Raw genomic sequence first — 19,778 nt, forward strand, 5'->3', positions numbered from 1 at the left:
TCCGCTATAAATATTTTTTAATATTACGTTTAGGATTTGGACCTTCTAACTGTTTGCCAGTTTTTGGATCAAAGGCACCCAGGTGTTCACCGTCACTGGCACGATATCCTTCCAGCTCACCATGCCGTGAGTCCCACTCATAAATTTTACGGCCTTTATCCCCATACCAACGTGCCCGAAGTCCCCCTCCTGACTGCTTGGGTGTTTTTGGTCTACCCGGTTTAAGCTCTCCCAACCCCTTAATTTCATCCGTCTTTGGTGTTGGGTGATATTCATGCCCACGTTCTGCGGTTCCTTGCCGAGGTTTGACAAACACGGGTTTGTCATCCTTTCCGGCCTTCTTGCGTGGTTTGTTGAACATGACATAAATCGGATCAAGGCCACTTTCTACCGGCGGTACAAGAATATAGTCATGAATTTTCTGAACATCTACTAACGGTAATGTAACTCGCGCTCCTTTGCTCGAAACATCGACATGTCCACCGCGATACAGTTTTCCAGGTTGGGAGCCAAGCGGTGTGACAATAATCTGATAACCGCTAACATCTTTATCACTGGCAGGACGCCAGGTGAGAGTGATGGCTCCATCATCGCTAGTAAAACTAGACTCTCGTTTGACTGCGTTCCAGGTCATTGCCCTCAAGGGAACCGCACCAACCAAATTCTTATCATCGGGACGAACGACGTCAATATGGATCCTTTCATCACCATCGCCATCTAGCCCCGTACGCCGCGAAACCAATCGGTAAGGCATTTGAACAGCACCATAACCTCCAAGTGCATTTCGTGTATCATCTCTGCTCAGTCCGAAATTACTGACATCCAGTGACGATACTATGGTCAAAGCTGAGACATCCAGATCTTCATAGAATACAAATGAGAACTGAGCTAATTCAGATGCCATAACTTGGTCATTCTCATAAAGCTTGTTAGGCGCTACGCTGGCAAGCGGTGTCGACACTGAAGAGAAAGCGCGACGAATTCCATTCACTAGAGTGTCATTTGCGGCAATCGCATCATAGTTAGCCAGAGAAAATCCGTCTCCTTTCCAAAAATACGCTTGGTTCTCCATGTACAATGGACTGGGTTTGGTCCCCATGACAGGCCCATATTTAGGTAAATCTGTTGACGTAACCGACAATACAAATTCCTTTCTTGCCTGGGTCTGCCAGAAAGCAGATTGCTGTGCAGGTGTCCAAGTGGCAATGACCGGATCAGTTCGTTCTCTATCTGGTCTTTCTTTTTTCCAGTTTTCTTTACCAAGACGGGCAAACTCAGCCCTCTGAGCCACTATATCTTTTTCTTTTTCTCGCAAATTGAACAGTGCATCATTCAAGGCCGAAACGGTTTTATTCGTTCTGTCCATTTCTCGGTGGTACTGCTCTGCAAGCGCTGGTTGATGGCGAGACTTTGCATTTGTCTCCTGAACTGATTGCCGTTTGGCAGTCACCTGGCTAAAGGCTATTTCAGCCTGTGTTTCTTCTATCTGCCGTTGAGTAATAGTCAACTCTGGCAGTAACGTCTGATAACTTGTTATTTTTCTTTGCTCATCAGTTTGGACAAATTCGCGACGCTGCCGAGCATCCTGATAAGTCTGAAGCGCTTTGCGCTCAATTTCGCGAGCATTAGCCTCATTCACTGGCATGACTTCCACCACGGCAATATAAACTGGTGGGAGGTTGCTAGCAGTGGGAAACACCACAATCCCATCATGCGTATTGCCGCCAGTAGCAGATGCCGGCAACTGTTTGGCAGGAGCATCTTTGACCTCACTAACCCCATCCGCAGGTTTTGGAGCCGTTGGTGGCGCTGGCGCATTGACACGGATATGGATGTCAGGCATGCCCGGAACAATCCCGGCGGTAAATACATCAGGCCGTTTTGTGGGTTTGGCCTGAACCACCGGAACACTCATCGGCATTGACGGTGAACGTATGACAGCCACTTTCTGCTGACCTTCGTCGACAACATCAGAAAGACGGGCATCAACCACTGTAGCAGGCTGCGTGGGGAGTTGCCCCAGAGGCGTTTTAGTCACCAAATCCGCTGGCAATGTGGTCGTAATGTGCCGAACCATTGACATATCGTCGGGGGCAATTTTTGTTGGTGTAATACCTTCTACCACCAGTCCCCATAGGCTGCCGCGCCACAGCGTGCCTACTGTTGGTACACCCAACGTTTTCACTTTGGCCAGTGCTTCTGTGATAACTGATTGCACGGTTTTGGATTTAAGAAGGCTAAATCCCCACAGGCCATCGACTAGAGAAATGTTGGTCGGTGTACCTAGAGCAATCGATGCCTGCGCTTCAGGGAACAGGCTCAGGTTGACCTTACCACTCCCAGTTGGGTGGTCTCTGTCGCCGCCATTATTACCACCGCCAGTGTTGCCACCAGTATTCTTACCCCCCCACGGATCGTTCTCCGAGCTCCAACCGGAGTGATCCGATGCATCAACTCCACCCCCCTTGTTTCCGTTGCCGCCGAGCCCTGTCGGGCCACCGTTTACACCGCCGCCAGGGCCACGGCTGTCTTTACCATCTCCACCACTCATAGTGTTTCTCCTTTGTGAAATAAAACAACTGTATGTGCAACCAGTAATTTAAAGGGAGGTTAAAAGATGATCAAGCCATCCGCACAATCACTTGTTGTGTGGTGGCGCAAACATAACGAGGGGCCTATTAGAAATAGCATTATGGGAGTTGAGGTTAACAATGGGCGTATAGATGCCCCCATACAGACAGATGACAAACCTGTGTCAGGGCTAAACCGGTTGGGGGCTAGCAGGTTCGCCGCAATTTAACCCATTGATTATACTATTTGGCGCAGCATGCAGCTGCCCTTACCATGAAACAACGGATCATTTCGTCAACGAACCCATTTTTTACTTCGCCGTCAGCACTTCTGCCCGCTGTTTGGCGGTTTTGCGCGCATAGCGCTGGGCCAGCACGGCGCACACCATCAACTGTACCTGATGGAAAATCATCAGCGGCAACACCATTGCACCCACCGCCGCCGCCGGGAACAGCACGTTAGCCATCGGGATACCGTTCGCCAGGCTCTTTTTCGAACCGCAGAACACTATGGTTATCTCGTCGGCGGTATTGAATCCCAGCCAACGCGCGGCATAGGTGTTGATAACCAGCACCACCGTCAGCAGCACCAAAGACATCACCAGGATGGTCAGCAACGACCAGCCGTCAATCTTGTGCCAAATGCCCTCTACCACCGCGGCGCTAAAGGCGGTATACACCACCAGCAGAATCGATGACCGGTCAGTGAGATTAATCAGCTTGCGGTGGCGATCGACCCATTTGCCGATCAGCGGCCGTGCCAGATGGCCGACCACAAAGGGCACCATCAGTTTCAAAATGATCGAACCGATGGCGTGCAATACGTCAGTATCACCGCCCTGGGTGTGCATCAGTGCGCCCACCAGCAATGGCGAGAGGAAAACGCCGAGGATACTGGATGCCGAAGCGCTGCAGACCGCCGCCGCCACGTTACCGCCCGCCGCCGAGGTGAAAGCAATAGCCGATTGCACCGTAGCCGGCAGCGCACACAGGTAAAGGAAGCCCATATAGACCGTCGGGGTCATCAGCCCCGGCACCATCAAATTCATCGCCAACCCCAGCAGTGGGAACAGCGCAAAGGTGCTGAGGAACACCACCAGATGCAGCTTCCAGTGGCCCATACCGGCGATAATCGCCTCACGCGACAGCTTGGCGCCATGCATAAAAAACAGCAGCGCGATGGCGGCGGTGGTCAGGCGATCAAAGAAGGTTTTCCATATCCCTTCGCAGGGGAAAACCGAGGCGACGATCACCACCAGAATCAAAACCAGCAAAAATTTATCAATGCGCAAACGTTGCAACCAGGACATGGAACCGGACCTTTCGAGGAGTAAGGCGGGTTCGGTCAGCCGAACCCGAATAAGAAAGCGCGGCGGTTAAGCTACCGGCAGCGCTCTTTGCTGTTTTGCCGATTCCAGGCCCAGCTCGATCAATTCCATTACCTGGATGGCATCCGCGGCCGGTACCGGGTTTTCCCCTACACCGTTTATCGCATCACGCACGGCCGCGTAATAGGCTGGATAGTTGCCCGGAATGCTCAGCAGCGGTTTTTCCGCCAGCACGCCATCGCGTGACAACGTCACCACGCCGTCACGCATGTCATAACCCCAGTCTGCCTGCGGCAGGCGCTCACCGGCTTTCAACCGGTCTTCCTGCGGATCCAGGCCAAACTTGATAAAGCTGCCCTGGGTGCCATGCACGATATAACGGGCGGATTCCGCCGCCGCCAGCATCGTAGCGTGCAGGACCACCCGACGTTTGCCGTAATTGAGCACCGCGTGGAAATAGTCCACCGACTGCGCGCCTGGACGCAGTTCGGCCAAATCAACAAACAGCGTTTCCGGCTTGCCGAACAGTTGCAGCGCCTGATCGATCAGATGCGGCCCCAAATCGTACCAAATGCCGCTACCTGCGCCGCCCAACTCACGCCAGCGCTGACGCACTTCTGGCCGGAAGCGATCGAAATGAGATTCGAAATAAACCACCTCGCCGAGCGCGCCTTCTTTCAGCAGCGTCTTAAGCGTCAGAAAATCACTGTCCCAGCGACGGTTGTGGAATACCGACAACAGCTTGCCGCTCTGCTCCGCCTGCTGTTTTAGCTCCTGAGCCTGTGACAACGTCACGGTAAACGGTTTGTCTACCACCACGTGCTTGCCGGCGGCCATGGCCTGCTGCGCCAGCGGGAAGTGGGTATCATTGGGGGTAGGAATGACGATCAGATCGATAGAAGGGTCGTTAAACAGCGCCTGCGGATCGCTGACTACCGTCATCGACGGCCAGTCCGCATGCACTTTACCGGCATCGCTGCTGGACACGGCAGCCAGCTCTACGCCGGGCGTGCCGACGATCAGGGGCGCATGAAAGGTTTTGCTGGCATAGCCGTAACCGACCAGCCCAACCCGAATTTTTTCTGCCATGGTGTTTCCTCTTACTGGCTCGCAATAGACCCATCAGATTTGACACCATGATGCAGGCAGGAACAAGAAGTAAATTTAATGTTAATTCGTGCCCATAGCGAAAGGCTGTTCACGCTGATTTCTGGCCGGATAGTTTATCTCCAGGCTGCGGCGGCGGAAATCGCTCGGGCTAACGCCCACCCGCTTGCGGAATACCCGGGAAAAGTACAGCTGATCGTCATAGCCCACCACCCGACCTATAGTGGCGATCGACTCCTGGGTAGTCTGCAACAGCAGTTTGGCGCGGATCACCCGCTGATCTTCGCGCCAGCGCAGAATATTGATGCCCACCTGCTCGCGGAACAGATGCGCCAACCGCGATGGCGACAGGCAGACATGCCGCGCCACCTCGTCAATCCGCAGCTCGCCAGCCAGGTTGCCGGTGATAAACTGGCAGGCTTCGATCACCCGCGGATCCATAATTTTCTGCGGGCTGAGCGGGTCTTCTTCCATCGCGCGCAACAGCAGGCGCTCCAGCAGGTTCATCCCCAGCTCTTCGGCAAAGCGGCGACCGGAACGCTGAGTCTGTTCGATATTGGCGAATAGCCGATCGAACTCCAACAGCAGGTTATTGTTCGGCAAGGTCAGCCGCCCCACCTCATGGGTTTTGCTGTGCCATTCCAGCCAGTCGGCCCAGTAGGCGCGCGGCCGGAAATACACCCAGCGGTGATACCAGCAGTCGCTGTCCGGCGAACGGCCATAGTAATGCGCCGCCTTGGGCGGGAACAGCAGCAGATCGCCAGGATTACAGTAAAGGGTATCTTCGCCGTCAAACACCTTGCCCTGGCCCTTGATGGTCAGGTTGAGGATATAGCCCTTCATGCCACCGGGGCGGTCGATAAAGAAATCCAGCGGGCCGTCCGCCATAATTGGCGTTAGCCCCGCCACCAGATAGGCGTTAAAGGTGTAACCCGGTAACAGCGGGTTGGGCTGCGGTTCCTGCGCCATGCGATGATACATCTGTCCTCCCGGAACGGCTTTGGTAACAATACTCTAGCTTAGCGGCCCGGCGGATAACTGCCCGGGCCGATAACAGAACTGTGAACAGGGTTGGCAATTTAAACGCTGCGCTTGGCCTGCTGTTTGTAACGGTCGAAAATCACCGCTGCCAGCAGGATCACGCCGCGCACCACATACTGCGAGAACGGCGAGATATTCAGCAGGTTCATGGCATTCTCCACCGTGCCCAGGATCAGAATACCGGCGATAACGTAGGAAATTTTACCGATGCCGCCTTTCAGTGACACGCCACCCAGCACGCAGGCGGAGATCACGATCAGCTCATAGCCAATTGAGGTCATGGGCTGGCCACTGGTCATGCGCGACGCCAGAATGATGCCGGCGGCGGCGGACACCAGTCCGGACAGCATGAAGATCACGATTTTGGTGCGTACGACCGGCACCCCGGCCAGCCGTGCGGCCTCTTCGTTACCACCAATCGCCAGCGTATTGCGGCCAAAGGTGGTCTTGTTGAGCAGGAAGCCAAACAGGATCAGACAGGCGACGGTGATCCAGATCGGTGCCGGCAGGCCCAGCCAGTTGGCGTAACCCAGGGCGAAGAAGCGTTCGTCCTCAATGCCCACCGCTTTACCGTCGGAGATAATGTAGGCCAGCCCGCGGAAAATCTGCATGGTAGCCAGGGTGGTGATCAGCGCGTTGATTTTCAGCCGGGCGATAACGAAACCGTTAATCAGCCCGGAAACCATGCCCAATAACAGACCGGCGGCCACGCCAATCCACAGGCTTTCGGTCATGTTGATCACCACCGCGGTGGTGACCCCGGCGCAGGCAATCACCGAAGCGACCGACAGGTCAAAGTCACCGGAGGCCAGACAGAACAGCATGCCGCAGGCCACCATGCCGGACATCGAAATCGCCAGCCCCAGCCCTTTCATATTGATAAAGGAACCAAAGTTGGGCACAAACAGCGCACAGGCTAAAAATAACACCGCAAACACCACCAGCATGCCGTAGCTGTCCCAAATCCGCGCCAGCCCCAGGCCGTTGCGTTTTTTCACCGAATGGGTCGTTATGGTCGACATCTCTTTCTCCTTCACAATCAGGCCACCGCCGCAGCGGCATCAGGGGCTATATCGGGGGTGCGCAGCATCGCCAGGCTGAGGGCTTTTTCCTCACTGGCCTCGTCATGCAGTAATTCGCCGGACAGCGCGCCTTCACGCATCACCAGGATACGGTCAGCCAGCCCCAGCACCTCTGGCAGGTCACTGGAGGCAAACAGCACCGCAATGCCGCGCTGCGCCAGTTGGTAAATGACGTGGTAGATTTCATGCTTGGCACCGACGTCGATGCCGCGTGTGGGTTCATCGAGCAAAATCACTTTCATCTCCTCCGACAGCCAGCGGCCCAGGATGGCCTTTTGCTGATTGCCGCCGGACAAATTCATAATCAACTGCTCAGGGCCAGGCGTTTTGATATTCAATGCACGAATATGATGATCGGCATTGCTGGCCTCCCACCCTGTGTTGATCAGGCAACCGGCGCGAAGACTGTTGCGTCGTGCGCTGATGTTGATGTTGTCACGCACCGAGTGCACCGGGATGATGCCGTCCGCCTTGCGATCCTCCGGGCACAGCATGATCCCGGCGCGGATCGCGTCAATCGGTGAACGAATGGCGATCGCCTGTCCATCCAGCATCAATTGGCCGGCACTGACCTGCGTGGCACCAAAAATCCCCTTCATCAGTTCACTGCGCCCGGCACCCACCAGGCCGAACAGCCCGACGATTTCCCCGGCCCGCACGTTCAGGTCGATCGCCGTTTTGACGCCCGGCGCTTTCAGCCCCTTGAGCGCCAGCCGCACCGGCCCCAGCTCGCGTGGCTGGTAGCCATAGACGTCGCCCAAATCGCGCCCGACCATCGCCTGCACCAACTGCGCGTTATCCACCTGCTGCATATCGTCAAAGGTGCGCACGTAGCGTCCATCCTTAAACACGGTAATGGCGTCGCTGAGGGCAAAAATTTCTTCCATACGGTGCGAGACGTACAGGATCACCCGCCCTTCGGCACGTAATTCCCGGATCACCCGGAACAGTTGCTCAATTTCTCTGGCCGACAGCGAACTGGTGGGTTCGTCAAAGGCGATCACCTTGGCGTTGCGCGCCAGCGCCTTGGCGATTTCCACCATTTGCCACTGGCCGATCGACAGATATTTCAGCGGCGTATCCGGATCAATATCCAAACCAAGGTGTTCCAGCTGCAAGCGGGATTCGTAGCGCAGCAGTTTTCTGTCCACCAGCCCACGCTTGGTCGGCAACTGGCCGAGATAAATGTTCTCCGCCACCGTCATTTCCGGCACCAGATGCAATTCCTGATAGATAATCGCCACCCCGGCATTTAACGCATCGGTGGTGTTGGCGAACTGCACCGACCGCCCCTGTAACTGAATTTCCCCCTGGCATGGCGCGTAATTGCCACTGAGAATTTTCAGCAGCGTGGATTTCCCGGCGCCGTTTTCCCCCATCAACGCGTGGATCTGTCCGGCCTGACAGCTAAAGCTGATGTCATCCAGCGCCTTCACGCCCGGGAAGGTTTTACCTATGCCTTTAAACGTCAAATACGGCAATGCGGCGGTCATGGTGTGCTCCTCCTGCAGTGAAAAATGCCGCCCGACAGAGTGCCGTGGGCGGCTCGCTTATTACATCAGGCCTTTTTTCTGCAGTTCGGTTTTAAAGTTGTCGCGGGTGATCAGCACCACGTCGGTCACTTCGGTGAACTTTTGCGGCTCGACGCCCTTTTCGACCCAGTCATGCAGCATCTGGATACTCTTGTAACCATGGATATCCGGGCTTGGCAGCAGCGAACCGTAGAAACCGGTGGCCTGTGCCTTGGACAGTTCGCTGACCGCATCCACCCCGTTGATGCCGATGCCGATCACGTTCGGCGCTTTGAAGCCCTGGCCTTCGGTGGCACGTACGCCGCCGAGGACGGTGTTGTCGTTCATGCCGACAATCAGCCAGTTTTTCACTTCAGGATGCTGCACCAACATTGAGTTGGCGGCGTCAAACGCCCCTGGGATATCGTTGGATTTGGTCGGCACGCGATAAATTTGTTTCTCCGGGAAGCCGGCCGCCTTCAGTGCGGCGATCGAGCCACCGGTGCGACGACGTGCGGTGTCCAGCTCATCGGCGGTGATCGCCATTACCGCGGTGTCCGCTAATTTCCAGCCGCGCTTATTCTGCTCTTTCCACAATTCCTGCCCCTGACGCTCACCAATTTTGGTGGCGGCCATCATCACTAACGGCACGCTGTCCATAGGTTTGCCCTTGGCGGTGACAAACTGGTCATCCACCGCAATCACTTTCAGATTGTAACTGCGTGCCTTGGCGACAATCGCCGAGCCGAGTTTCGGATCTGGCGTACAGATAACAAAGCCCTTGGCCCCGCTGGCCGCCAGGCTGTCAATGGCATTGAGGGTTTTCTCCCCGTCCGGCACGGCGATTTTTATCACTTCAAAACCGAGGTCTTTACCGGCCTTGTCGGCAAACTTCCATTCGGTCTGGAACCAGGGTTCCTCCGGCTGCTTGACCAAAAAACCCAGCTTCATGGTCTCGGCGATAGCTGAATGTGACATAACGGCCGCCAGACTCAGTGTCACCAGCGCCTTAGTGAATTTATGCATGATGCTCTCCGCTATTTTGTTCTCTGTGGCGACGAAAGCCGCTCGCCGTGAAAACGTTATCATTAGGGTATCTGCTGTCGGCACATCGCTTATCTCGCGACATTCACCCACAACAGGAGTAAGACGGCTTAAGTTTTAGCGGGTATTTGTTACTGAAATGTAGAGCGCTATCACATCCGTGGAATACAGCAGATATGTGCATATATTTAGCGAATTTCGCCAAGCAATAACTTATGACAGCCGTCACAAAACCACTGCGGGAAGCAGAAAAGTGCATACTTCCAGCTAACGGCTCCTCACCTGCCCAGCGCTTCGGCTCCTATGGTTGTCACAGCGTATTAACACATCAGGAGTCAACATCATGACGGCAGGTGCTATTGCCCTGGGATTGGACTTCGGCAGCGACTCGGTGCGGGTGCTGGCGGTCGACTGCCATAACGGCGCGGAACTGGATACCGAAGTGGTTTATTACCCCCGCTGGCAGCGCGGCGAATTCTGCAACGCGGCGGAGAACCGTTTTCGCCACCATCCGCTCGACTATATAGAAGCCATGGAACAGGCGATTGTCACTCTGGTGCAGCGTCTGTCCCCGCAACAGCGGCTGCAGGTGATTGGCATTGGCGTTGACTCCACCGGTTCCACACCGGCACCGATCGACAGTCAGGGGCAGGTGCTGGCACTGCGTCCGGAGTTTGCCGATAACCCCAACGCCATGTTTGTTTTGTGGAAAGATCACACCGCCATTGAAGAGGCTGACGCCATCAACCGGCTGTGCCGCAGCGGCGAGTTTCCCGATTATTCCCGCTATATCGGCGGCGTTTATTCCTCTGAGTGGTTCTGGGCCAAGATCCTGCATGTCACGCGCCAGGACGCAGAGGTACGCCAGGCCGCCGCCTCCTGGGTTGAACTGTGCGACTGGGTTCCGGCGCTGTTGTCCGCTACCACCGCGCCACATCAGTTAAAACGCGGGCGCTGTAGCGTCGGCCACAAAACGCTGTGGCACCCGGACTGGGGTGGCCTGCCGCCGAAGGCGTTCTTTGCCGCACTCGATCCTCTGCTGGTTGAACACCTGCCCTGGCCGCTGTTTGAAGATTGCCATACCGCCGACCTGCCGGTAGGCACCCTGAGCGCCGAATGGGCGGCACGCCTCGGGCTCCCCACCACGGTGGTGCTTTCCGGTGGGGCCTTCGACTGCCATATGGGGGCCGTCGGTGCCGGTGCCCAGCCTTATACCCTGGTGAAGGTGATCGGCACCTCCACCTGCGACATTCTGATTGCCGATCGTCAGCGAGTCGACGGCCGCGCCATCGAGGGAATTTGCGGTCAGGTCGACGGCAGCGTAGTGCCGGGAATGATTGGCATGGAAGCCGGGCAGTCAGCCTTTGGCGATATGTACGCCTGGTTCAGCCGCCTGCTGAGCTGGCCGCTGCATGCAGCGGCAAAAAACCAGCCTGAACTGCAGCCGCAGCTACAAAAGATTGAAGCCGGTCTGCTGGCGGCACTGACCAATGCCTGGGTGGAAAAACCGTCACTGGATCATTTGCCGGTGGTGCTGGACTGGTTTAACGGTCGCCGGACCCCCTACGCCAACCAGCGGCTGAAAGGCGTGATCGCCGATCTGAACCTCGGCACCGATGCTCCGACGCTGTTCGGCGGTTTTATCGCCGCCACCGCCTTTGGCGCTCGCGCCATTATGGAATGTTTTGAACAGCAGGATATTCCGGTCGATAACGTGCTGGCCCTGGGCGGCATTGCGCGTAAATCGCCGGCGATTATGCAGGCCTGCGCCGACGTAATGAATCGACCGCTGCAAATTGTTGCCTCCGATCAGTGCTGCGCGCTGGGTGCTGCCATCTTCGCCGCCGTGGCCGCCGGCCGTTTCACCAGCGTGCCCGAAGCCCAGCGCCAGATGGCCTGCGGCATCGAACTTACCCTACAGCCCGATCCGCAGCGCGTCGCTCGCTACCAACAACTTTATCAACGCTATCAACAATGGTGCCAGGCCGCCGAGCCGCGCTACGCCCCGACCTCCGGTTCAGCAAATTAAGCCTATACCCAATACAGAGGAGTCTTTTTTAATGAATGCATTCAAGCAGCGCGAAGTCTGGTTCGCCATCGGCAGCCAACATCTGTACGGCCCGCAAACCCTGCAACAGGTCAAGGCACACGCCGAACAGGTGGTGGAAAGTCTCAACCGCGAAGCCGGCCTACCGGTAAAACTGGTGCTGAAACCGCTGGTCACCACGCCGGATGAAATCACCGCCCTGTGTCGTGACGCCAACTATCAACCCCAGTGTATTGGCATCCTGGCCTGGCTACACACCTTCTCACCGGCCAAAATGTGGATCGCAGGGCTGTCGGTGCTGCATAAGCCGCTGTTGCAGTTCCATACCCAGTTCAACGCCCAGGTGCCCTGGGACAGTATGGATATGGACTTTATGAACCTCAACCAAACCGCCCACGGCGGCCGTGAATTCGGCTTTATCGGTGCCCGTATGCGCCAGCAGCACAGCGTGATTGCCGGTCACTGGCAGGATCCCGAAGCACACCGGCGCATTGGCCAGTGGATGCGGGTCGCCAGCGCCAAACAGGCCGGCCAGCAGCTGAAAGTGGCGCGTTTTGGCGACAACATGCGTGAGGTGGCGGTGACCGATGGCGACAAGGTCGGCGCACAGATCCAGTTTGGTTACTCGGTCAATGCCTATGGCATTGGCGATTTGGTCAGCGTCATTAACGACGTCAGCCGTGGCGATGTAGATGCGCTGATTGAAGAGTATGAGGCCAGCTATGTGCTGAGCGATGCGGCCAAACTCAACGGCGCAAAACGCGAGAACCTGACCGACGCGGCGCGCATCGAGCTGGGCATGAAGCGTTTCCTCGAACAGGGCAACTTCCAGGCTTTCACTACCAACTTTGAAGACTTGCACGGCATGAAACAGCTGCCGGGGCTGGCGGTACAGCGCCTGATGCAACAAGGCTACGGCTTTGGCGGCGAAGGCGACTGGAAAACCGCCGCGCTGCTGCGCATCCTGAAAGTGATGGCCGATGGGTTGCACGGCGGCACCTCGTTTATGGAGGATTACACCTATCACTTCCAGCCGGGGAACGATTTGGTGGTCGGCTCGCACATGCTGGAGGTCTGCCCGTCTATCGCCAAAGAACCCAAACCGCTGTTGGATATCCAGCCGCTCGGTATCGGCGGCAAGGCAGATCCGGCGCGGCTGATTTTTTCGACTCCGGCCGGCCCAGCGGTCAACGCCAGCCTGATCGACATGGGCGATCGCTTCCGCCTGCTGGTCAATCAGGTGGACACCGTGGAACAACCGCACCCGCTGCCCAAGCTGCCGGTGGCGCGCGCCATCTGGCGGGCCCAACCCACGCTGGCGACCGCCGCCGAAGCCTGGATCCTGGCGGGGGGCGCCCACCACACGGTGTTCTCCCAGGCGCTGGACGCCGATATGCTGCGGCTGTATGCCGAAATGCATAACATCGAGTTCTTGCTGATTGACCAGGACACCACCCTACCGGCGTTCAAAAACGAGCTGCGCTGGAACGAAGCCTACTATCAACTTAACCGCCGTTAATCGTCCGGCTACCGGTGGCAAAATCGCCTGCCGGTAGCCAAACGTGCTGCCACGCCGCCTTGCTCCCGACCATCCGCTTGATATTGATGACGAAGCCCGCATTACCCGCTAAGCTATGCGGCTGTCACATTGGATCATGTCTTACCCAGGAAGCCGTTTATGTCTCAAGCTGATTACACCCGTATCGGCGGTTGGTTGCTGGCCCCGATGGCCTATCTGATTGTCACCCTGCTTAGCGCCAGTCTGATGCTGCTCCTGTATGGCATGGCGATTTTCGTGCCGGAATCGCGCGAATATCTGCTCACCAACGCCCAAGCGTTTAGCATGCAGTGGTATTTCTCCGTGCTGACCACCCTATTGATGTGGTGCTTTACCCTGTGGCTGCTGTGGCTGTTCTGCCACCGTTCGCAGCGGTTCCCCAAATTGTTCCTGCTGTGGCTGCTGATTACCGTATTGCTGGCGGTGAAAGCCTTTGCCTTTGCACCGGTGCCGGATGAATTGGCAGTACGCAGTCTGGGCTGGCCACTGTTGATGGCCGCGTTGCTGGTGCCCTACATGAAGCGTTCCAAGCGAGTCAAAGGTACATTTACCGAGAACTAAATCACGTTGTACATAAATATGGCCCGTCGCCTTTCAAACCGCAGCGTTGTTACCTGCACTCGCTCACCCCAGTTACTTACTTAAGTAAGCGCCTGGGGATGAGCGAGCTGGGCGCCTAGCTGCGATTTGAAATTCATAGGGCTTGATTGTGTAAATATTCAACAAAAATGGGCAAAAAGTGGCAAAAAGGGCAATAACCCTGCTATCCCTATGTTGTGGTCAGGCCGCCAATTCCCGATAATAGGCGGCTTTTATTTTTTTAGGCATCGCAATGACCGAATACCTGCTCCTGTTTGTCGGCACCGTACTGGTGAATAACTTCGTCCTGGTGAAGTTTCTTGGCCTGTGCCCGTTCCTCGGCGTTTCCAAAAAGCTGGAAAGTGCCATTGGTATGGGAATGGCCACCACTTTTGTTATGACGATGGCCTCGGTCAGCGCCTGGGTGATCAATACCTTTATTCTGGTTCCGTTGGATCTGGTGTATCTGCGCACGCTGTCGTTTATTCTGGTGATCGCCGTGGTGGTGCAATTTACCGAGATGGTGGTACGCAAAACCAGCCCGGCGCTGTATCGCCTGCTGGGCATTTTCCTGCCGCTGATCACCACCAACTGCGCGGTTCTCGGTGTCGCACTGCTGAATGTCAACCTCGGCTACAATTTCCTGCAGTCTGCGGTGTACGGCTTCAGCGCCGCCGCGGGCTTCTCCCTGGTGATGGTGCTGTTTGCCGCCATTCGTGAACGTCTGGCGGTTGCCGATGTGCCTGCGCCCTTCCGGGGCTCTTCCATCGCGTTGATCACCGCCGGGTTGATGTCGCTGGCCTTTATGGGCTTTACCGGGCTGGTGAAATTCTAATGACCGCGTTATGGATTGCGATTGCTGCGTTAAGCGCCCTTGGCCTGCTGTTCGGTCTGGTGCTGGGCTATGCCGCGCGCCGTTTTGAGGTGGAAGAAGATCCGGTCGCCGAACAGGTCGATGAGATTTTGCCACAAAGCCAGTGTGGCCAATGCGGTTACCCCGGCTGTCGTCCTTATGCCGAAGCCGTCGCCAACGGTGAGATGATTAACAAATGCGCGCCGGGTGGCGAGCAGGTGATGCTGAAGTTGGCTGAATTGCTCAACGTCGAACCGCAGCCGCTCGGCAGCGAAGCCGCCGCCGAACCTGTGCGCCAGGTGGCCTACATTGACGAAGCCAACTGCATCGGCTGCACCAAGTGCATTCAGGCCTGCCCGGTGGACGCCATCGTCGGCGCTACCCGCGCCATGCATACCGTCATTACCGATCTTTGTACCGGCTGCGACCTGTGCGTTGCGCCGTGCCCTACCGACTGTATTGAAATGAGACCGGTCGCCACCACTACCGCCAACTGGAAGTGGGACATGAAGACGATACCGGTGCAAGTGATCCACGTGGAGCAACATGCTTAATCTGTTCGCCGCCTTCAAAAAAGACCGGATTTGGGATTTCGATGGCGGGATCCATCCACCGGAAATGAAGACCCAGTCCAGCGGTGTACCGCTGCGTACCGCCCCGCTGCCGGATAAGTTTATTATCCCGTTGCAACAACATCTGGGGCCGGAAGGTGAACTGTGCGTCAAGGTCGGCGACACCGTGCTGAAAGGCCAGCCGCTGACCGTCGGCCGGGGCCGTACCGTACCGGTGCACGCGCCGACCTCCGGCACCGTCAGCGCCATCACACCTCATATCACCGCTCACCCTTCAGGGCTGGCAGAACTGTGCGTGATTATTCAGCCTGACGGCGAAGACCGCTGGGGCGAGCGTGCGCCGGTAGCCGGCTACCGTCAACTGACCGCCAGCGAGTTGATCCAACGTATTCATCAGGCCGGCATCGCCGGGCTGGGCGGCGCCGGTTTCCCGACCGCCAGCAAGCTGCAGGGCGGGATGAACGGGGTAGAAACCCTGATCCTCAACGCCGCAGAGTGCGAACCTTATATCACTGCCGACGACCGCTTGATGCAGGAACATGCCGACCAGGTGATTGAAGGCACGCAGATCCTGCGCCACCTGCTGCAACCCAAGGTCACGCTGATTGGCATCGAGGACAATAAGCCCGAAGCGATTGCCGCGTTGAAACTGGCGCTGCGCGGTCAGCCAGGTATTGCCCTGCGGGTGATCCCAACCAAATACCCTTCTGGCGGCGCCAAACAGCTCACCAAGATCCTGATTGGCAAGGAGGTGCCGCACGGCAAGCACTCTTCCGCGATTGGCGTGCTGATGCAGAACGTCGGTACTGCCTTTGCCATTAAACGTGCGATTGTCGACGGCGAGCCGCTGATCGAACGCGTGGTGACCCTGACCGGTGAGGCCCTCAGCCAACCGGGCAACCTGTGGGCGCGCATAGGCACACCGGTACAGCACCTGTTGAAATTTGCCGGTTTCCAGCCTCAGGCTCAGCAAATGGTCGTGATGGGCGGCCCGCTGATGGGCTTTACCCTGCCCGCGCTCCACGTCCCCATCGTCAAGATCAGCAACTGTATTCTGGCACCCTCGGTCAATGAAATGGCACCGCAGGAACCGGAGCAATCCTGTATTCGCTGCGGCCTGTGCGTTGACGCCTGCCCGGCGGGCCTGTTACCGCAGCAGCTTTACTGGTTCAGCCGCGGCGAAGAACACGAAAAAGCCCGCAATCATAATCTGTTCGACTGCATTGAATGCGGTGCCTGCGCCTTTGTCTGCCCGAGCAATATCCCGCTGGTGCAGTACTACCGCCAGGAAAAGGCCGAGATCAAAGCTATCGATCAGGAAGCGGCACGCACGGCTGAAGCCAAGGCGCGTTACGAAGCCAAATTGGCGCGTCTGGAACGTGAAAAACTGGCGCGCGAAGCACGCCATAAGAAAGCGGCAGTCAAACTGACCGATGGCGACCAGGATGCGGTTCAGGCGGCCCTGGCGCGAGTTCGCAGTAAAAATGCTGCTCCGGCGACAGGCACCATCAGCGGTGACGCACCGGACAACAGTGAAATGATCGCTGCCCGCGAGGCTCGTAAAGCGCAGGCTCGTGAACGCCGCGCCCACCAGGAAACAGCTATAGCACCGGTAGCAGCATCGGCTAGCGAAGATGAAGATCCGCGCAAGGCGGCGGTTGCCGCTGCACTGGCACGAGTCAAAGCCAAGAAAGCGGCGCAGCAGACCGCAGCGGTGGAAACGCCGACCGAACAGCCAGCCGTAGTGACGGAAGAAGACCCGCGCAAGGCCGCGGTTGCCGCCGCACTGGCACGAGTCAAAGCCAAGAAAGCGGCGCAGCAGACCGCAGCGGTGGAAACGCCGACCGAACAGCCAGCCGCAGTGACGGAAGAAGACCCGCGCAAGGCCGCGGTTGCCGCCGCCATTGCCCGCGCCAAAGCCAAGAAAGCGGCACAGCAGGCCGCAGCGGTGGAAACGCCGGTCGAGCCGACAGTGACGGTGACGGAAGAAGATCCACGCAAGGCCGCGGTTGCCGCCGCCATTGCCCGCGCCAAAGCCAAAAAAGCCGCACAGCTGGCGCCGGTGGAGACAAATAAAGAGTAACGGATAAAAGCGCCTTGCAGAACGCAAGGCGCTTTTTAATCGATAGAAATCAGATAGGTATAATCAACGTCAATCTGACGCATCTTCGAGTCCTGAGTCCTTTCCTTGGTTTGAATAATTTCCATCTCCACGCTGCCCTTCACCTCGTGGCGCAACCCTGGCATCACGTGGGTAATCAGATAAGCGAAGAATTTTGTACACTCCATGGCGCTTCCCTGATGGTTGATAGAGATATATTCGCGCCCGGCAATAGGAATATTGTCTATCTGGTAGCCTGACAGAATATCCTTTTTGTTTTCAGGCTCCACCGCCATGATATGAGTAGCCGAACACTCGCTCTCCCCCCGATTACGAACGGAATGGATGCTGTACACCCGATGACAGTCCACACTCAGGCCACGGAAGAAGTCGGTAAAAATTTCATCCTTCATCGCCATACAGGACGAATGTTCGATGCCGTTTTCTCCAGCGAAATCCAGCTGGCGCGAGTACCCCACAAGCTGCATATCCGGCAATGTCAGGCGCTTCACTTCTGGATAAAAGTCGGCCGCAAAGTTGGCATCAAAACTGAAACGTGGCATCAGGTTCTTCACATCCCAGCGTTCCATCGTTCGGTAACGATTGGGCGTGGTTTCGAAGCGCTGTTTGAACATGCGGGTAAAGGTTTGCTGCGAATCGAAGCCCAGCTCGTCTGATATATCGATAATAGAGCGATGGGTAATACGTAAGGCCACTGCGGCACGCGTCAGAATGCGTGAGCGGATATAGGTGGCAAGCTGAATACCGGTGATGCGTTTGAACTTGCGTTGCAGGTGCCATTTGGAGTAGCCGGAAATGCGCGCGACTTCGTCCAGGTTTGGCCGTTTCTCCAGATGTATCTCAACCCACTCAATTAGCTCTTCAATAAAAAATACATCTTCATTTGTCATTAATTTACATTCACTAACTTAATAATACTCGGGATAATAACCCACATAGATTATGTAAAAGTTGTTATTTTGTGCGAAAAAACGAACCAAAAACACCATGCCAATCCAGAGGTTATCGCCTGTCGCCGGCCATTAATGCCGGCAATTTCGTTCTTGCACCACCAATCTAGCCCGATTATATAACCAACAAAAATCCGATCGCGCCATAGGTCGGATAAAATCAGGAGTACATCCAGTGCTAAAAGGCTAATAGCCCTACAATTAACACGTATTACCCTCTGGGTGATTCAGGTAGAATGCAGCGCTATAATTTTTCCTGCGTCTCCGCTGAGAGGCGCGTTGAACCTGCCGATATCCGGCAAAGATAGGTGTAGTTCTCTATGAAGTTCAGGCCGGTACAACCCTCAGCCACCAAAGGCTTGCACATTGCCAGCTCCCCCTTCACCCATAACCAGCAAAGCACCAGCCGTATCATGCTGTGGGTGATGTTGGCCTGCATTCCCGGTATCGCTGCGCAGGTATGGTTTTTTGGCTATGGCACGCTGGTTCAAACCGTACTGGCGATGATCGTCGCCCTGCTGGCGGAAGGGGTCATCCTTTCCCTGCGCAAATTGCCGGTGCGCACCCGGCTGGCCGATAACTCGGCCCTGCTGACGGCCCTGTTGCTGGGCATCAGTCTACCGCCATTGGCCCCCTGGTGGATGATTGTCATCGGCACCTTCTTCGCCATCGTGATTGCCAAACAGCTGTATGGCGGCCTCGGGCAGAACCCGTTCAATCCGGCCATGGTCGGTTATGTGGTGTTGCTGATCGCCTTCCCGGTTCAGATGACCAGTTGGTTACCGCCGGATGAACTGCGGGCTACCGCGCTGTCGTTCCAGGATACCCTGTTGGCTATTTTCAGCGGCCACACGACGCAGGGCGCCACCATTCATGAACTGCAAATGGGTATTGACGGCATCAGCCAGGCCACTCCTCTGGACGGTTTCAAAACCGGCCTGCGCAGCGGTCATAGCGTTGAGCAGGTGCTGCAACAGCCGCTGTTCGGTGGCGCACTGGCCGGTATCGGCTGGCAATGGGTTAATCTCGGTTTTCTGGCCGGTGGCCTGTTTATGCTGGGGCGTCGCCTGATCCACTGGCAGATCCCCTTCAGCATGCTGGCGGCCATCGCCCTGTGTTCCGGTTTGGCCTGGTGGCTTGATCCGGCGCAGCAAGCCTCGCCGCTGATCCACCTATTCTCCGGTGCCAGCATGCTGGGCGCGTTCTTTATTGCTACCGATCCGGTCAGTGCTTCTACCACGCCGAAAGGCCGCCTGATTTACGGCGCATTGGTGGGCGTACTGGTGTGGCTCATTCGCGTTTACGGCGGTTATCCGGACGGCGTCGCCTTTGCGGTGTTGCTGGCCAACATTACCGTCCCGCTGATCGACCACTACACGCAGCCTCGCGTGTACGGCCATCGCTAAGGAGCCAT

Annotated in this window: 15 protein-coding genes; 7 read left to right on the forward strand and 8 right to left on the reverse strand. The window is 56.6% G+C overall.

The features are described 5' to 3' along the window. Positions 1 to 4: 4 nt before the first annotated feature. The 7 genes from OCH02_RS06365 to OCH02_RS06395 form a co-directional block, all read right to left on the reverse strand. Positions 5 to 2,551: a colicin-like bacteriocin tRNase domain-containing protein gene (locus tag OCH02_RS06365; RefSeq protein WP_261430443.1), complete on the reverse strand. Its 2,547-nt coding sequence runs from the start codon at positions 2,549 to 2,551 to the stop codon at positions 5 to 7. A 330-nt stretch (positions 2,552 to 2,881) separates the two neighbouring features. Next, positions 2,882 to 3,880 carry a bile acid:sodium symporter family protein gene (locus OCH02_RS06370; protein ID WP_218217712.1) on the reverse strand — a complete coding sequence of 333 codons (999 nt, stop codon included), beginning with the start codon at positions 3,878 to 3,880 and terminating at the stop codon, positions 2,882 to 2,884. Between the two features lie 66 nt (positions 3,881 to 3,946). Next, on the reverse strand, positions 3,947 to 4,987 hold the full coding sequence (locus tag OCH02_RS06375) for an oxidoreductase (RefSeq protein WP_261430444.1): 1,041 nt from the start codon (positions 4,985 to 4,987) through the stop codon (positions 3,947 to 3,949). A gap of 81 nt (positions 4,988 to 5,068) precedes the next feature. Next, entirely contained in the window at positions 5,069 to 5,986 is a 918-nt protein-coding gene (gene araC, locus OCH02_RS06380) for an arabinose operon transcriptional regulator AraC (protein ID WP_135316396.1), read from the reverse strand. Between the two features lie 98 nt (positions 5,987 to 6,084). Continuing rightward, a complete protein-coding gene (gene araH / locus OCH02_RS06385; protein WP_012144977.1) occupies positions 6,085 to 7,068 on the reverse strand; it encodes an L-arabinose ABC transporter permease AraH in 984 nt (327 codons plus the stop codon). Between the two features lie 17 nt (positions 7,069 to 7,085). Beyond that, positions 7,086 to 8,621 carry an L-arabinose ABC transporter ATP-binding protein AraG gene (araG, locus tag OCH02_RS06390; protein ID WP_261430445.1) on the reverse strand — a complete coding sequence of 512 codons (1,536 nt, stop codon included), beginning with the start codon at positions 8,619 to 8,621 and terminating at the stop codon, positions 7,086 to 7,088. 60 nt (positions 8,622 to 8,681) lie between these two features. Next, a complete protein-coding gene (locus OCH02_RS06395) occupies positions 8,682 to 9,665 on the reverse strand; it encodes an arabinose ABC transporter substrate-binding protein (RefSeq protein WP_261430446.1) in 984 nt (327 codons plus the stop codon). A gap of 361 nt (positions 9,666 to 10,026) precedes the next feature. On the opposite strand from OCH02_RS06395, the gene OCH02_RS06400 reads away from it, so the two are divergent. From OCH02_RS06400 to rsxC, 6 genes are all read left to right on the forward strand, one after another. Continuing rightward, positions 10,027 to 11,712, forward strand: coding sequence for a ribulokinase (locus tag OCH02_RS06400; protein ID WP_261430447.1), 1,686 nt, complete (start codon positions 10,027 to 10,029; stop codon positions 11,710 to 11,712). Positions 11,713 to 11,743: 31 nt separating this feature from the next. After that, positions 11,744 to 13,249 (forward strand): L-arabinose isomerase, encoded by a 1,506-nt coding sequence (araA, locus tag OCH02_RS06405; RefSeq protein WP_261430448.1) that lies wholly within the window; start codon positions 11,744 to 11,746, stop codon positions 13,247 to 13,249. 159 nt (positions 13,250 to 13,408) lie between these two features. Then, positions 13,409 to 13,849, forward strand: coding sequence for a DUF2569 domain-containing protein (locus OCH02_RS06410; protein ID WP_261430449.1), 441 nt, complete (start codon positions 13,409 to 13,411; stop codon positions 13,847 to 13,849). Between the two features lie 271 nt (positions 13,850 to 14,120). Then, entirely contained in the window at positions 14,121 to 14,702 is a 582-nt protein-coding gene (gene rsxA / locus OCH02_RS06415) for an electron transport complex subunit RsxA (RefSeq protein WP_085116624.1), read from the forward strand. Beyond that, positions 14,702 to 15,274 (forward strand): electron transport complex subunit RsxB, encoded by a 573-nt coding sequence (rsxB, locus tag OCH02_RS06420; protein ID WP_012144971.1) that lies wholly within the window; start codon positions 14,702 to 14,704, stop codon positions 15,272 to 15,274. Before rsxA ends, rsxB begins: the two co-directional genes overlap by 1 nt. Next, positions 15,267 to 17,375 carry an electron transport complex subunit RsxC gene (gene rsxC / locus OCH02_RS06425; protein WP_261430450.1) on the forward strand — a complete coding sequence of 703 codons (2,109 nt, stop codon included), beginning with the start codon at positions 15,267 to 15,269 and terminating at the stop codon, positions 17,373 to 17,375. The genes rsxB and rsxC overlap by 8 nt, the downstream gene beginning before the upstream one ends. A 35-nt stretch (positions 17,376 to 17,410) precedes the next feature. Here rsxC and OCH02_RS06430 read toward each other — a convergent pair whose 3' ends face one another. Then, a complete protein-coding gene (locus OCH02_RS06430) occupies positions 17,411 to 18,304 on the reverse strand; it encodes a helix-turn-helix domain-containing protein (protein ID WP_261430451.1) in 894 nt (297 codons plus the stop codon). A 380-nt stretch (positions 18,305 to 18,684) separates the two neighbouring features. Between OCH02_RS06430 and rsxD the strand changes: the two genes are divergently transcribed. Next, entirely contained in the window at positions 18,685 to 19,770 is a 1,086-nt protein-coding gene (gene rsxD, locus OCH02_RS06435; RefSeq protein WP_261430452.1) for an electron transport complex subunit RsxD, read from the forward strand. Positions 19,771 to 19,778 lie beyond the last annotated feature (8 nt).

This window comes from Serratia quinivorans (genome assembly GCF_946227985.1).
Lineage (GTDB): Bacteria > Pseudomonadota > Gammaproteobacteria > Enterobacterales > Enterobacteriaceae > Serratia > Serratia quinivorans_A.